Below are 15,666 nucleotides of genomic sequence, written 5' to 3' on the forward strand. Positions count from 1 at the left end.
CTTTAGTTATCTCCGCGCTCTTCTGCCGTAGTACCATCAAGTTCGTTTATGTCAGCAATCTTATCCGGTTTCGTTACACCTGTATCCGCATTATTATCTGAGCTTTCCGTTCCGTCTGAAGCAGGAACATCTTCATCGGGTTCTCCGGTTACGGTTTCTTTGGCTGTCTTCAGCGTAAGAACAACGGTACGCTGTTCTCCAGACACCTCTACTTTTTGCTCAGAAACAAAACCCTCCCCTTCGGTTCTAACGCCGACTCTTAGCAGAGTGAGCACTTCCAGGGCATCCCGGAGAGATTCACCTTTAAGATCGGGGACTTCCATCGTATCACTTTCTTCTGTAAGCAAATACACACGTTGTCCCGGCGTCAGAGCTACACCAGACTCTGGATACTGCTTGATGACTTTGCTTCCTTTCCCAAGCGTTTCATAAGCAATCCCCTGATCGAGGAGCAGTGCTCTCGCTTCTTTCCCTGATTTACCGACTAGATCCGGTGCTTTCTTGCGAATGACTTCCGTCTTATTGGTAGGGCTCTCTGATGCTACCTCTTTAGGAACCCCCAAATAAGTAAGAGACTTAGACATAATCTCCTTAAACACAGGGGCAGCAGCTGTACCACCACCTACTGTTGGGTCATTCGGTTGGTCAATCACAACGATCATCGCGATCTTAGGATTGTCAGCAGGCGCGTATCCGATAAAAGAAACCACGGCCTTGGTGTGATCATATTTACCATTAACAATCTTGATGGCTGTACCTGTTTTACCTGCAACACGATATCCATCAATATATGCATACCGTCCAGAACCTTTTTCCTGATCAGCTACAACTTGTTCAAGATAGCCGCTAACGGTTTTCGACGTCGTTTCCGAAATCACTTGTCTTACTACCTTCGGTTCAATCGTTTCAACTTCCCCGTTGTTAGGATCTTTGATCTCTTTGACCAGATGCGGCACCATCAATTTTCCGCCATTTGCAATGGCAGAAACGGCTGCCACCTGTTGTAATGGCGTAACCTGCACGAGACCGTGTCCATAGGATGCGGCAGCAATATCGGATGCATAATGCAGTTCACGGATGGGAGAAGCGGATTCATTCGGCAAATCAATCCCTGTTTTTACGCCAAAACCAAACTTATCAATATAACTGCGCAGCTTCTCACCGCCAAGCATTTTGTAACCCAAATTGACAAAAGCAACGTTACTAGAACGTTTAACACCGTCAAGATACGTTAATGTACCCCAATTGCGGCTTACGTCACTGATGGTACGTCCGCCTACTGTAACACTACCTGATTCATAGGTTGCGTTCGGGTTAAACAGCTTTTCTTCCACTGCTCCTGCGAGTGTAACAATCTTAAAGGTTGATCCCGGCTCATAAATGGACTGAGTCGCATGATTAAAAAAGTTTTTCGGTTCCGATTCCCAGTAGGAGTTCGGATTATAATTCGGCATATTAGCCATACCAAGGATCTCCATGGTATTAGGATCTGCTGCAATGACCGTCATACTGATCGGGTCATATTTTTCTACCGTTTTTTTCATCGCTTCTTCAATGTAGAACTGGATCGTATCATCCAAGGTTAACTTTAGATTTTTCCCATTTACAGGAGGAGTATACGAGGTATTGGAACTGTTCAGTTCAAGACCCTTTCGATCCGCCTGATATAAAAGTTTGCCGTTTGTTCCTTTTAGCTGGTCATTATAATACAGTTCCAAACCATAAACGGGTTCACCTTCTTTGTTGAGATAACCTAGCACATGTGATGCCAGATTGTTTTCTGGGTAAAACCGTTTAGATTGATCTATCGTATATACGGCGGTTGGAGCCTTATATTCTTTTTCCAGTTGTTTGATAAACTCATCTACTTTATCCTTTAACTCCTGATCAATTTTATAGCCTTCACTTCGCACTTCACGGTAAGGTCTATATTTTCCGTTCTCCCTTTTTGCTCTTACATCCGCGCGAAGACCTGCCTCATCTTTACCCAGCAATTCATGAAGCCCGCTTATAACGACATCCTCAATCCCTTTTTCCTGAATCACTTCCGGATTAACGATAACGGTATAGGCAGGCGCATCTGCAGCAAGTACATTCCCATTTCGATCCGTAATTGTTCCTCGCTCAGCGGGAATGTCTTCTTTACGATCTATCAAAAGAGCAGCATGTTCCTGCCATGTCTTCGCATCGACAACTTGTATCCAAAATACTTTCCCGATAAGTACAAGAAAAAAGAGGGTGATGATCCCTCCAATAAGTAGCGTGCGAAGTTTTATTCTTTTCCCTGTTTTCCCCATAATCAAACCTCACATTTCTTACCCGTCATATATCCCTTTTCTAAGGAGAATCAGGAGTAACCGACGTTCTTTGAACTCGAATGGCATTTTGATCGGTAGATGGCTCAATGTAACCCAGCTCTCTCGCTTTAGCCACAATTTCGCTCTCTAGTTTTTCTTTTTGAACATCGAGCACAGATATTTCTTTGTTTGCTACCGTGATACTCTGGTTTACCGTGTGCGTCTGCTTGTTGAGGTCGTAAATACTTGCGTATCTGCCAACCAAAACACTCACTACCACTGCACATACGAGTACAGTCATGAGATACAAGAATTTCTCTCTTGCAGGCAGTCCTGTTCTTCGAGTAACGACTTTCGTCGTCTCCTTATAGCTCTGGGGCTTTAGCTGTTCAGCAGTTGCCCTCTCTTTCATTGCCAGGTTGCCACGTGTATAGGCCATAGTTCAACTCTCCTTACGTTTCAATAGGTTAAAGTTTTTCCGCTACACGCAGCTTCGCTGAACGCGCTCTGGGGTTTTGCGTCAGTTCTGCTTCTGAAGGTACGATTGGCTTACGATTCACAAGCCGAAGTGTTCCTTTACCTCCACATACACATAACGGGAAGTCAGGTGGGCATGTACATTTCGCCAAATAACTGCTAAAGATTTGTTTACATATCCTATCTTCCAGGGAATGAAACGTAATAACAGATACTCTTCCTCCAGGTTTTAAACAACGCACGGCCTGATGCAAAGCTTCTTCAAATGCACCGAGCTCATCATTCACGGCAATTCGAAGTGCTTGAAAGCTTCGTTTAGCAGGATGTCCGCCCGTTCTTCTGGCTGCTGCGGGAATACCCTCTTTAATGATATCGACCAATTGGCCTGTAGTTTCAATAGGGGCAGACTTTCTCTTTTCACCTATTACCCGCGCAATGCGTCTTGAAAACTTTTCTTCGCCATAAACATACAAAATTCGAGCAATTTCTTCCTCGCTCCACTCATTGATGATGTCTTTTGCCGTCAAAAGAGCAGATTGATCCATCCGCATATCCAGCGGAGCATCATGGTTGTAACTGAATCCGCGTTCTCCTTCATCGAACTGAGGAGAGGAGACGCCTAGATCGTACAAAATACCATCGACCTGCGGTACTCCATCCGTCATAGGTACGTCTTGTTGACTTAGCACTTCGGTCAGATCTCGGAAATTGGTCTTTACGAGTGTAATCCCGGTACCAAACTCCGCCAATTTGCTTTTTGCATTATCCAGAGCCCAATCATCCTGATCAAGTGCAATGAGCCTTCCTTGCGGGCCTAGTTTTGAGGCAATTACAGAGCTGTGTCCAGCACCGCCTAATGTGCAGTCCACGTAAATCCCGTCCTGCTTGATGTTCAGTCCTTCGGTTGCTTCTTCTTTGAGTACGGTAATGTGGTGAAACACTTGCTTGTCCTCCAGACATTGTTTTGATTTACAGATTTGTTTACTTCAACTCTGCACAGGTTGTGTAGTTCTTTGTTGTCTTCCTCATGCTAGCTAAAACTCAAAATTAAAATCGACCAGCTTCTCGGCAATATCGTTAAACGTTTCTTCAGATTGGCTATAATATTGTTCCCAAATGCCTTTGCTCCAGATCTCCACCCGATTCGATACACCAAGGACAACACATTCTTTGTCCATCTTGGCATACTCTCGCAGCGTGGGCGGTAAATTTACCCTGCCCTGTTTGTCGAGTTCGCATTCTGTTGCTCCTGAGAAAAAAAAGCGTGTGAACGCACGTGCATCGGATTTCATCAGCGGAAGAGCTTTAAGTTTCTGTTCCATGATCGCCCATTCTTCCATTGGGTACACAAACAGACACTGGTCTAAGCCACGGGTGATCACAAAGCTAGAACCAAGAGGGTCACGGAACTTGGCCGGAATAATGATTCGGCCTTTATCGTCAATGCTATGTTGGAACTCCCCCATAAACATTGTCTACCACTCCTCACCCTGAGCTCTCCACTTTGCTCCACTTTCCACCACTTAAGCATAATAGATTCGCTTGTAAAAATCAAAACCCTTCTAGCTTGCTTTGAAACTTTTTGGAAAAGATGTTAAGACACTACCTTGACGCACAAAAAAAGAGTGATGTGTCCGCCTTTGTTGGCTTTTCACATCACTCTCAAAAAAATGTTGCTGTTTTTCTTTTGAATAAAGAATTAGCAGTTACCAATTACAAAGATAACGAGAACAGGTTAAGCATTCCAGCTATCGAGGTAGTCTTTTTGTTTCTCTGTCAGTGTATCAAGACCAATATTTAGACTTTCCAGTTTATAACGAGCCACTTTTTCATCAATCTCATAAGGAACCTTAATGACTGCACGATCCAAGTTTTCATGATTTTCTTTTACATAACGAAGACCAAGCGCTTGAAGCGCAAACGTAGTATCCATAATTTCTGCTGGATGGCCGTCCGCAGCTGCCAAGTTAACGAGACGACCTTCAGCAAGCAGATACATTTTGCGTCCGTCTGCGAAGCGGTATTCTTCGATATTTTTGCGAACTGTACGGATGGAGACCGCACGTTTCGCAAGTTCAGGTTTGTTCACTTCGACATCGAAATGACCCGCGTTTGCCAAAATAGCTCCGTCTTTCATCACATCATAATGTTCCCCTGTAATTACATCCTTGTTGCCTGTAACCGTAATGAAGAAATTACCGAGTTTTGCAGCTTCCACCATCGGCATAACTTGGAACCCATCCATATGCGCTTCAACCGCTTTGATCGCATCAACTTCCGTTACGATCACATTTGCTCCAAGTCCTTTGGCACGCATAGCAACACCTTTACCACACCATCCGTATCCAACGACGACAACAGTGCTTCCCGCTACGACAAGATTCGTTGTACGAATAATACCATCAAATGCGGATTGTCCTGTTCCATAACGGTTGTCGAAAAGATGTTTACAGTATGCGTCATTAACTGCCACCATTGGTAGTTTGAGTACTCCCTGTTTTTCGAGTGCTTTCAGCTTAATAATTCCTGTTGTCGTTTCTTCTGCTCCACCGCGAATCGTCTCAAGCAGTTCCGGTCTCTCGGAATGAAGAATCGTAACCAGATCCCCACCATCATCGATGATAAAATCAGGTTTGGTTTCTAGTGAATTAATAATCAATTGCTTATATTCAGCAGGGTCTGGATTGTATTTTGCAAAAACGGTAATCCCGTCTTCAACAAGTGCTGCACATACGTCATCTTGTGTGGACAGTGGATTACTTCCTGTAATCGTTACTTTGGCTCCACCCGCTTGAATTACTTTCGCAAGATAGGCTGTTTTCGCTTCAAGATGAAGGCAAATCGTAATGTTAAGACCTTGAAAAGGCAGATCTGCCTCAAACTCTTTACGAACCCGGTTAAGTACCGGCATATGTGCTTCTACCCAATCGATCTTAAGATGTCCTTCTGGAGCAAGCCCCATATCAGCAACAATACTGTTTCTTAGTGCTTCCGTAGTCATCCTGGTTCCTCCAATTATATATACAAAATATGATGATTGCCGCTGAGATCAGCTGGTACGTTCATGAGATCAGCGAGCCATTCCTTGCCGTAGCGATTTAAATAACCATAAACGTTATAAACTCTCTCCTGCGGACGCTTCATTGGGAACAGCGTTATCTCGAGAGTGTCCCATTGTTTTACCGAAGCTTCGTGTCTTTGTGCTATTGCCTGCTTCGTTCTCAGCTGCATATAAGCGATCTGTTCTTCTATCTTGCCACTGTTCGTTGTACCAAGTCGTCCGAGCCCAGGTTCAATCTGATTCAGCTGTTCAAGTACAGGAGCATATAGCTTATGGAATGAAGTTTTTAATAGTTCAAACTGTCCATTCATATCAAACTCATCCAGACTACTTAGCCAAGCATTCTTTTTATCGTCAAAAGAGTACTGGATGTCATTAAAGTTCAAATCATATTTATCCATTAATTTTTGAATATGGTGATCCAATATAGTGTACGACATCCGTGGCTGCAATATTGGCATCCGAAGTCCAAAGCGGTGGAAAGCGTCTTTAGCAAGAGCCCAATAAGCAATCTCAGCATGGCCCAACACGGTGGATAACACAGGGAACAAAGAGTCCTGCATAAGTGGCCTTGTAAGTACATTGTTGCTGAAACGCTCCGGATGTTGTCTTAGCACTTCGATAAGTTCTGTTTTGGTAAAGGAAACGTACCCTCTACGGTCGATAAATTTGCCATTTTCTTTATGTAGCAACAACCGCGCACCTTCATGGATATAAAATAGATTCGCACAATCTGGTGTTACATCCGCCTGCGTTCCAAAACCACTCGTTACTACGCGACCTGCTGACTCATGATAACATTGCTCCAGCGAGTCATTATCTTCAATCATCCGCTCAAATATTGGCATTTCCAACCTGCGTAGCTCCGGATCAGCCGAATCCATCATTACAAGTCCGTAGGAACCAAACAACTGCCCTATCATCTTGGCGAATACATCACTTAAACTGAGGTACTCATCTTGAACGGCTTCCTTGATATTTGAAATCAGTTCCGGCTTGTAATCTGTATCAGGAAGTAACTCTTCTAGCTTGTGTATTGCTTGAAGCCAGTTATCCCGTTCCACGCTTACATTACTAACGGAAGCTCTGCCGTCATATCGACCCGGCATTTTCACTTTCGTGATACCAAGATCAGATGTCAGCATATAAGTATGATCTACTTCATCCCAATCATGATCTTCTCCCGCAATCCAGAATATAGGAATGACAGGACGGTTCAACTTCTTCTCAGCTTCATGTGCAGCCTTGATGATCGTTGCCGCTTTATAAATAACGAGCAATGATCCAGTAAAGAGCCCACTTTGTTGTCCACCAGTTATGACCAAAGCATCTGGTTCAGCCAAACGCTCAATTGCTTGCATTACTGCCGGATGTGAATTTAGTCTTCCATTATATGAACGCAAAAAACTTACGATATCTTGCCGATCCACCCGTGTATCTTCGGTTCGATCTAGCCATTCAGCACGCGCTGCGTAGCTTCCTGCATCACGAAAATCATATTCGTACAAATGATGTATGGCCTCATCGTAACGTAAATAATGTTCCGCGAGTGGTGATCCACTACGAAGCGCCTCAGGAATTACATTCATGAGGTCATCCTCCTATTCATTTAAAGCCTTCTTCGATTGTACCGAATGCTTAAGTTTCCGTCAAAGTAATAATCGCATCTATAGAAGGAGTATTCCTTCGTGAAGTTCATCACATTCAGCTTCTCCCTCTGACAAATATAAAAGAAGCCGCCGATGCTAACATCGGGCGGCTTCTAACCAAAACATATTAAGCGTACGGCTCAGCTACAAAATGACCTTTGGATACTTCAATCAGCTTGGCGTTATCCAGGTTATAGGCACTTTTAGAACCTTCGCCTTCTTTACCATTACTAATTGGTCCTGCATCGTCTTCTGGCATAATGATGCGTTTTTTGTTTGCTTCGATATCTGGATCCGGAATTGGAATCGCAGACAACAACATTTTGGTATAAGGATGAATTGGATTTGCATAAAGTTCATCACTTTCAGCAAGTTCCACCATTTTACCCATATACATAACAGCAACACGGTCACTAATATGTTTAACCATAGATAGGTCATGGGCAATGAAGAGATAAGTCAGACCAAGGCGATCTTGAAGTTCCTTCAGCAAGTTAACAACTTGAGCTTGAATGGAAACATCCAGTGCCGAGATCGGCTCATCACAAATAATGAACTTCGGATTTACAGCAAGTGCACGAGCGATACCGATCCGCTGACGTTGACCACCAGAGAATTCATGAGGATAACGGTTTGCATGGTCGGCATTAAGTCCAACCAGATCAAGCAGTTCCTCGATACGTTTCTTACGTTCCTTACTGCTACCTGCCATATTATGAATATCGAGTGCCTCTCCAACAATGTCAGCAACGGTAAACCGCGGATTGAGTGATGCATATGGATCTTGGAAAATCATTTGCATATCGCGGCGCATTGCTTTCATTTTATTAGGAGGTAATTTGTATATATCCGTTCCATTAAAACGCACGCTTCCGGCAGTTGGCTCATACAAGCGAAGGATGGTACGACCAGCTGTAGATTTACCACAGCCAGACTCACCTACCATGCCCAGTGTTTCCCCTTCACGAATGTGGAAGTTCAGGTTATCCACGGCTTTGAGTGTACGATTCTTCCCTACATTAAAGTACTTTTTCAGTCCTTCTACTTCAATCAAGTTGTTACTCATGAGGAATGTACCTCCTTCGCCATAGGATGAAGTTCCCAGCAACGTGCCATATGCGTATCACTGAATACGGTCGCGCCTGGATCAACTTTTTGGCAGATGCTCATTGCACTGTCGCAGCGTGCTGCAAACGGGCAACCTACTGGTGGCTTGATCAGATCGGGTGGAGTACCTACGATTGGAATGAGTGGCTCATCCTTTTTCTGATCCAAACGTGGCATAGAGCGCATCAGGCCTTTTGTATATGGATGTTGCGGATTTTTGAATATTTCATATTTTGATCCCGTTTCTACCACTTCACCTGCATACATAACGATAACGCGGTCAGCAATACCTGCAACAACCCCTAGGTCATGCGTGATCAAAATAATGGATGTACCCAGCTTGCTTTGCATATCTTTCATAACATCCATGATTTGAGCTTGAATCGTTACGTCAAGAGCAGTTGTTGGCTCATCGGCAATGAGAAGTGCAGGTTTACATGCAAGAGCAATCGCGATCATCGCACGTTGTCGCATACCACCAGAGAACTCATGTGGATATTGACTAAATCTAGCTTCTGCATTTTTGATACCTACCATCTTGAGCATAGCGATGGCTTCTTTTTTCGCTTGATCCTTAGACATCCCTTGGTGCTTAATAAGCACTTCTGTAATCTGGTGTCCAATTTTAATCGTAGGATTCAGTGAAGTCATAGGATCTTGGAAGATCATTCCAATATCTTTACCACGGATGGCTTCCATTTGTTTATTGGTTTTCTTGAGCAAGTTCTGCCCTTGGAAAATAATTTCACCTTTATTAATAATGGATGGTGGAGACGGAATCAAACGCATAATGGTTTGAGCTGTTACACTTTTACCACTACCCGATTCACCTACGATCGCAACGGTCTCCCCTTTGCCGATCTCAAAATTCATGCCGCGAACGGCTTTTACCTCGCCGTCTCTTACTTTAAAAGAAACGTTAAGATCTTTAACCTGTAACAACGGATCCATTACATCCACCTCCTATTTTTTCAGTTTCGGATCAAGTGCGTCACGGAGGCCATCACCAAACAAGTTGAAAGCAAGCATTATCAAGCTGATCAAACCTGCAGGGAACAACATCCGCCAAGGGTAATACATCCATCCTGTCAAGGCGTTCTCGATCATAGAACCAAGAGATGCCCGAGGAGCTTGTACACCTAGACCCAAGAAGCTAAGGAACGCTTCACTGAAGATCGCACTTGGTACAGACAACGTGAGTGTTACGATAATTGGACCTACTGCATTCGGCAGTAAGTGTTTGAAAATAAGCCTAGAAGAGTTCGCACCCATGGATTTCGAAGCAAGAACGAACTCGCGATTTTTGAGCTGCATAATCTCACCGCGTACAATCCAGGACATGTTAATCCAACCGGTAATACATAAAGCAAGTATGATCGTACCTATACTAGGTTCAAGTACAACGAGGAGTAGAATCGTTACTAACAAATAAGGAATAGCGTATAGAATTTCAGAGAATTTGTTCATTAGTTCTCCGACACGTCCACCATAGAATCCCATGATACCACCGTAAATCACACCGATCGCAAGGTCAATAAAAGCTGCTGCAAAACCGATAATCAGTGAAATCCTCGCACCAGACCATGTACGAACCCACATGTCACGTCCGAGATCATCAGTTCCAAACCAATGTTCAGAAGATGGTGCTTGATTGGTTTTCATAAGGTCTTGTGTATCGTATTGATACCCGGATAACATCGGAGCTAAGATAGCCATAACTATAATGATAATGAGGACGACTAGGCTGCCCATGGCAAGCTTGTTCTTTAGAAGGCGTTCCCAAGCATCTCGCATTGCAGAGACACTTTGTCTTTGAATGACTTCCGCCTGCTTCTCATCGGTCCCGATTTTTCTAAAATCATCGGGTGTAAGCTGCATGTTGTTTGGATCGATATGAGATTGATTTGCTGACATTACCTAGCCCTCCTTCCCGTTGGATAATTTGATACGTGGATCTATGATGACATAAGCTATATCTGTAATAAAGCGCGCCACCATCAATATTAATCCGTAGAAAATAGTAATACCCATTATCATCGTATAGTCACGAGATGTAATACTATCAACGAATACTTTACCGATACCGCCGATACCGAATACACGTTCGATAACAACCGATCCAGTAACGATGTTTGCAGTCATAGGTCCTACATAAGTAACGACCGGCAAGATTGCATTACGAATAATATGTTTAAACATAATAGTAAGACTATTAAGTCCTTTTGCTTTCGCGGTCTTCACATAATCCGCATGAATCACTTCTAGCATACTCGAACGCGTCAACCGGGCGATAAATGCAATCGGTTGTGCAGATAGAGCTGCTACCGGAAGTACGTAGTCAAGCGGACCATTTAGACCCATTACTTTGAACCAGCCAAGTTCTTGAGCTAGATAAAATTGCAGGAGGGATGCTAGTACGAAACTCGGTACCGCAATTCCTAGTACAGCTAGCACCATTGCTACATTATCAATAATTTTGCGATGATTCATAGCAGCAATCATTCCTAGCAAAATACCAACAATGACAGCGACTACTATAGCAACTGCACCAAGTTTAAGAGAAACACTGAATGTTTGGCCAATAATATCGCCTACATCCTGATTAAGTCTTTTCATAGAAATCCCAAAGTCACCTGTTACGATATCACTAAGGTACTTTGTATATTGTTGAAAAATCGGCTTATCAAGACCATATTGCTCCATCAGTTTAGCCTGAATCTCAGGTGATACATTTTTCTCACCCATGAAAGGGTTACCCGGAATCGCCTTCATTAAGAAAAACGTAGCGGAGATGAGGATAAATAATGATATCAGCATGAAGATCAGCCTATTGATCACGTATCTTACCATGACCGTGAACACCTCCCGCATAAAATAACAGCTATAATTAAAAGTTTATTAGAACTAGAATAGAAAGTCTATTCTAGTTATTTGCGAATTTTACTTGATTCTGGAAATTATTGAAACAAATAAAAAAATCGGGATATATAAGGGTTCCCCACATATATATCCCGAACTTACTATACTGTTACATGCTTACTTGCCTTCAAGGTAAGCTCTGGAGAAGTCAATTGCTCCACTAAAGTCAAGGCTAACACCTTTCAGATAAGGCTTAGTCAAAGAAACATTCGTATAGTAGTACAACGGTGCAATGATCATGTCATCTTGAATCAAGATTTTCTCAGCTTGTGCAAAGTACTCATTACGTTTAGCTAAGTCTTTTTCTCCTGCAGCTTTCTCAATCAAAGCATCATACTCAGGGTTTGCATAACCAGCATCGTTATTACCGTTACCAGTTGTCCAAATATCCATAAATGTCATTGGATCATTGTAGTCAGCTGACCAACCAGCACGAGCCACTTGATAATTCAGATTGTTACGAGTTTCAAGGAATACGCCCCACTCTTGGTTTTGCGTTGCAACGTCAACACCAAGAGCTTTTTTCCACATATCTGCAACTGCTACAGCCAATTTTTGGTGAGCTTCACTAGAGTTGTAGATCAAAGTAACTTTAGGAAGAGTAGTGTACCCTTCTTCTTTCATACCTTCTTCAAGCAATTTTTTAGCTTCTTCTGCATTTTCTTGGAAGTAATCCGTGTCTTTAATTTCATCACGGAATTGTGCAGTTTCACCTTTAATACCTGGAGGTACAAAACCAAATGCTGGAATTTGTCCACCAAGCGTTACGTTATCAACAATGGCTTGACGATCAAGAGCCATCGTGAATGCTTTACGGATTTTTGCATTTTGGAACGGCTCAGCCGTTGTGTTAAACATATAGTAGTAAGTACTTGCAATACCAGTTGATTTGAATTCTTCTGGCAATTCTTTACTTACGCCTGGAATTTGGTCCGTAGGAACCTCGCCGTTAGGAGCTCCAGCATAATCAAGTTCTCCACTTCTATAAGAGGAAAGCTCTGTTGCACCGCTTGGCGTCAAAGACATATCGATTTTGGAAAGTTTGATGTTATCTTTATCCCAATATTGTTCATTTTTAGTAACTTCAATTTTTTGACCAGTAGTCCACTGAGTAAGAGTGAATGGACCATTCGTGATCATAGAATCTTTATTAGTTGCCCACTTGTCATTATCTTCTACCGATTGGTGAACCGGATAGTAAGTGTAGAATGAAGTCAGACCCAAGAAATAAGGAGTCGGATTTTCAAGAGTTACTTTCAAAGTATGCTCGTCTACAGCTTCAACGCCGACTTGGGAGAAATCTTTGATATCGCCAGTGTTGAATTTCTCAGCATTCTTGATGTAGTAAAGCTGATAAGAATAAGGTGGAGCTGGTGTTGTTGCTGGATCAAGTACACGTTTCCAAGCAAACACGAAATCATTTGCAGTTAATGCATCGCCATTACTCCATTTTGCATCTTCACGAAGTTTAAACTCATAAACGAGTCCATCTTCGGAAGTCGTCCAACTTTCAGCTACGCCTGGAATTTCTTTTCCTTCAGAATCCATACGAACAAGGCCTTCATACATTGTTTTCAAAACGGTGTTCGTTTGGCTGTCTTGCGCTTGAGCCGGGTCAAAAGTTGGTGGTTCAGCGCTCAAGTTAATTTTCAAAACCTGTTCTGTTGGTGTGGAAGAACCATCACCTTGACCGCTACTGCTATTGTCTGAACCGCACGCTGCAAGTACGGTACCAAATGCAAGTACAAGCGTCAAAAGGACTAGCAAACTTTTCCTCTTCATCTAGCATTTCCCCCTAAAAAGATGTGGTATATGTTTATAGATTATACAACCAGCGGTCAAAAAAATCTATATAACTTTTTCTTATAATGCAGTTTTTTTCAAATTTCGACACATTCGACACAATTTGCACACAATTTGCGTCAGGTTACCTTACACCAAATCAAGTATGTAACTGAATAATCCAAATGCCATAAGTACTATATAACTGAAGCTCATCACAACAAAAGTCATGCGCCAAACGACCCTAAACATCTTCTTATAATCGATCTTTCCTCTCAATCTGGTCTGGGCACTTCCGATCAGTCCTAAGGCGATAAGCAGCAAAATCAATATCAAATAAAAACCGAATCCATTATCAAATGTATTATTGAATAAGGCTGCAACAGCGGCTATGAGAAAAACCGTTGTCACATCCATTGCAGTAAGTAGCGCACTTTTCTTATGTTTTTTATAGTGGAGAACAATAAAGTATACGAGCAGAAACGGGAAAAAAGGAAGCATGCTAAGCACAATCAGGAAAGATTCGATCGCATTCAATTTCTACAATTCCTCCTCTATTATCATTCCTTTGATAATATTATATACAAGCTCATGTCCTTGAGTTTCTAATCCCGCCTCCTTTGCCATCTGAATGATACTCCCGTTAATCGCTCCGATCTCTGTTGCTTGTCCGCTCATTACATCAGTGCACATTGAGGAACGATTACTTGCCGTCAAACGGCACACATCCAGCACTTGCTCCCATAAATCGGAATCGTAAGGGATAAATCGTGCATCATAAACAGAAGTTGCCTCTATATACAATTGTCTCATAACCTGCAATCGATACGGACTATCTAACAACTCTCCATTCGTAATTCTCCAGATCGCAGTAAGCGGATTGATAATGGCGTTAATCATCAGTTTCCGATAAATCAGCTTATCGATTTCATTCGACGATTTCGTTTTAAATCCTGCCTTTAACAGTGCTTTTGTAAAATAATCCATTACATTTCTATCATGTATTCGACCTTCTCCGTCATTTTCAATAAGCGTTTCTCCGTAACCTGCTCGAATCACTTCATTCGGACTTGTTCTTTTTGCCCCTTCTGTCGTTATCGCAGCGAATACGCATGCCTTAGGCAATGCAGCTGCTATTTTGCTAATATGGCCTGTACCGTTTTGAAAACAATAAATAGGTGCGTCTACATGAGCACTGATCAGCGTTTTCATCAATTCATCAATTGCTCCCTGCTTCGTCATAACCATGATGAGATCGCCTTGTTTCTCCTGCCATATCTCCTCAAAATGTTTTATTTCATATATTTTTAAATTAGAAGCCCGCACTTTGGCCACTTGACCATCCGGCTGGGTAATCAGCACACCTGCTTCCTGTATTTTGTTTGCCTGTTCCTCCGTTCTCACCCACAATCGCACAGATTCACCCGCTTTCGCGAGCCCCCCTCCATACAGCAATCCAAGTGAACCGGCTCCAATGACATCAATGATCAAAACATATCCAACTCCCATTACAAAATAATTTCTTCTACTATATATCAAGAAGATGGATATGACAAAAACCCGTCTACCGCATAAATAGCGATAATACGGGTTTTGCCATTAGGTACTTCCAGCTTATTAATCAATCCGTTCTAGATTACCGTTAGCATCCATTTTAAACCGAGATTTCACTTCTTCTTCTTCTTCTGATAAGAACGCAAGCCTTCTTGCCCGATCCATAATTTGAATCAAAGCCTTGTAATCATCATTCACGACACGATAATCTGTCTGTACCTCATTCACTTGCTTAAACAGACGATCATTCTCAAACTTCAATTCATTTAATTCTTCTTCTTTTTCCCGAAGTTCTTTCTCCAGAAGTTTCAATTGTCTTGCATTTTCGTGGACCATCCCTTTCCATTGTCTGAGGAAACGAATTACCGCATCAATAGATAAGGTTTCTTCCGAAAAAGCTTCTGAACGAAAAACAATCTCTTCCGTATCCGTTACGGATAAAGCAGCAACCTGTGGTTGTACAGCGGATTGCCTTTTGGAATAACTTCTTTTCTGGCGCTGAGCCTTAGCAATTCCGATAGCTTCATCATATTTTTTACGTACAAAACTGTTCCAGCGAAAACCGCAAGCAGCAGAAGTCCTTCCAATCTTATCTCCTACTTCTTCAAAAGCAGCCAGCTGAGTACTACCTTCTCGAATATGACGAAGTGTCACATCAGCCAGAATTAAGTCATCCTCTGCACTCCACGCATCTTGTCTCACAGCAGTCATGCTATAAACCTCCCAACGACATCCATTATCACAACCTCACCCCAAGCATTTTTCAGTTGGTGTGTAAGCCGGTTATAAAAGCAGCTTTAATCATTCTTATGCCCTTCAT

At 42.5% G+C, this 15,666-nt stretch carries 14 protein-coding genes; all 14 read right to left on the minus strand.

Annotated features, from left to right (window positions below; genetic code table 11):
• Nucleotides 1–2 precede the first annotated feature (2 nt).
• The gene (locus KFT32_RS02155; protein WP_211745443.1) at nt 3–2,297 is read right to left on the minus strand and encodes a penicillin-binding transpeptidase domain-containing protein; all 2,295 of its coding nucleotides are present in this window, start codon (nt 2,295–2,297) and stop codon (nt 3–5) included.
• 40 nt (nt 2,298–2,337) lie between these two features.
• Nucleotides 2,338–2,736, minus strand: a complete 399-nt coding sequence (locus KFT32_RS02160; RefSeq protein WP_211745444.1) for a hypothetical protein — start codon at nt 2,734–2,736, stop codon at nt 2,338–2,340.
• 28 nt (nt 2,737–2,764) lie between these two features.
• Nucleotides 2,765–3,715 (minus strand): 16S rRNA (cytosine(1402)-N(4))-methyltransferase RsmH, encoded by a 951-nt coding sequence (gene rsmH, locus KFT32_RS02165; RefSeq protein WP_211745445.1) that lies wholly within the window; start codon nt 3,713–3,715, stop codon nt 2,765–2,767.
• A gap of 93 nt (nt 3,716–3,808) precedes the next feature.
• A complete protein-coding gene (gene mraZ / locus KFT32_RS02170; RefSeq protein ID WP_211745446.1) occupies nt 3,809–4,246 on the minus strand; it encodes a division/cell wall cluster transcriptional repressor MraZ in 438 nt (145 codons plus the stop codon).
• Nucleotides 4,247–4,509: 263 nt separating this feature from the next.
• On the minus strand, nt 4,510–5,775 hold the full coding sequence (locus tag KFT32_RS02175) for an adenosylhomocysteinase (protein WP_211745447.1): 1,266 nt from the start codon (nt 5,773–5,775) through the stop codon (nt 4,510–4,512).
• A 14-nt stretch (nt 5,776–5,789) separates the two neighbouring features.
• The gene (bshC, locus tag KFT32_RS02180; protein ID WP_211745448.1) at nt 5,790–7,424 is read right to left on the minus strand and encodes a bacillithiol biosynthesis cysteine-adding enzyme BshC; all 1,635 of its coding nucleotides are present in this window, start codon (nt 7,422–7,424) and stop codon (nt 5,790–5,792) included.
• 187 nt (nt 7,425–7,611) lie between these two features.
• A complete protein-coding gene (locus tag KFT32_RS02185; RefSeq protein ID WP_211745449.1) occupies nt 7,612–8,550 on the minus strand; it encodes an ABC transporter ATP-binding protein in 939 nt (312 codons plus the stop codon).
• Nucleotides 8,547–9,542, minus strand: coding sequence for an ABC transporter ATP-binding protein (locus KFT32_RS02190; RefSeq protein WP_211745450.1), 996 nt, complete (start codon nt 9,540–9,542; stop codon nt 8,547–8,549). Before KFT32_RS02190 ends, KFT32_RS02185 begins: the two co-directional genes overlap by 4 nt.
• Before the next feature lie 12 nt (nt 9,543–9,554).
• The gene (locus KFT32_RS02195) at nt 9,555–10,505 is read right to left on the minus strand and encodes an ABC transporter permease (RefSeq protein WP_211745451.1); all 951 of its coding nucleotides are present in this window, start codon (nt 10,503–10,505) and stop codon (nt 9,555–9,557) included.
• 3 nt (nt 10,506–10,508) lie between these two features.
• On the minus strand, nt 10,509–11,441 hold the full coding sequence (locus tag KFT32_RS02200) for an ABC transporter permease (RefSeq protein ID WP_211745452.1): 933 nt from the start codon (nt 11,439–11,441) through the stop codon (nt 10,509–10,511).
• A 186-nt stretch (nt 11,442–11,627) separates the two neighbouring features.
• Nucleotides 11,628–13,292, minus strand: a complete 1,665-nt coding sequence (locus KFT32_RS02205; protein ID WP_211745453.1) for a peptide ABC transporter substrate-binding protein — start codon at nt 13,290–13,292, stop codon at nt 11,628–11,630.
• A gap of 150 nt (nt 13,293–13,442) precedes the next feature.
• Nucleotides 13,443–13,829 (minus strand): DUF3397 domain-containing protein, encoded by a 387-nt coding sequence (locus KFT32_RS02210; protein WP_249344835.1) that lies wholly within the window; start codon nt 13,827–13,829, stop codon nt 13,443–13,445.
• 3 nt (nt 13,830–13,832) lie between these two features.
• Nucleotides 13,833–14,783, minus strand: a complete 951-nt coding sequence (locus KFT32_RS02215) for a ketopantoate reductase family protein (RefSeq protein WP_211745454.1) — start codon at nt 14,781–14,783, stop codon at nt 13,833–13,835.
• A 126-nt stretch (nt 14,784–14,909) separates the two neighbouring features.
• Nucleotides 14,910–15,557, minus strand: a complete 648-nt coding sequence (locus tag KFT32_RS02220) for an RsfA family transcriptional regulator (protein ID WP_211745455.1) — start codon at nt 15,555–15,557, stop codon at nt 14,910–14,912.
• Between the last annotated feature and the right edge of the window lie 109 nt (nt 15,558–15,666).

Origin of the sequence: Paenibacillus sp. Marseille-Q4541, assembly GCF_018310695.1 — a bacterium.
Taxonomy (GTDB): domain Bacteria; phylum Bacillota; class Bacilli; order Paenibacillales; family Paenibacillaceae; genus Paenibacillus.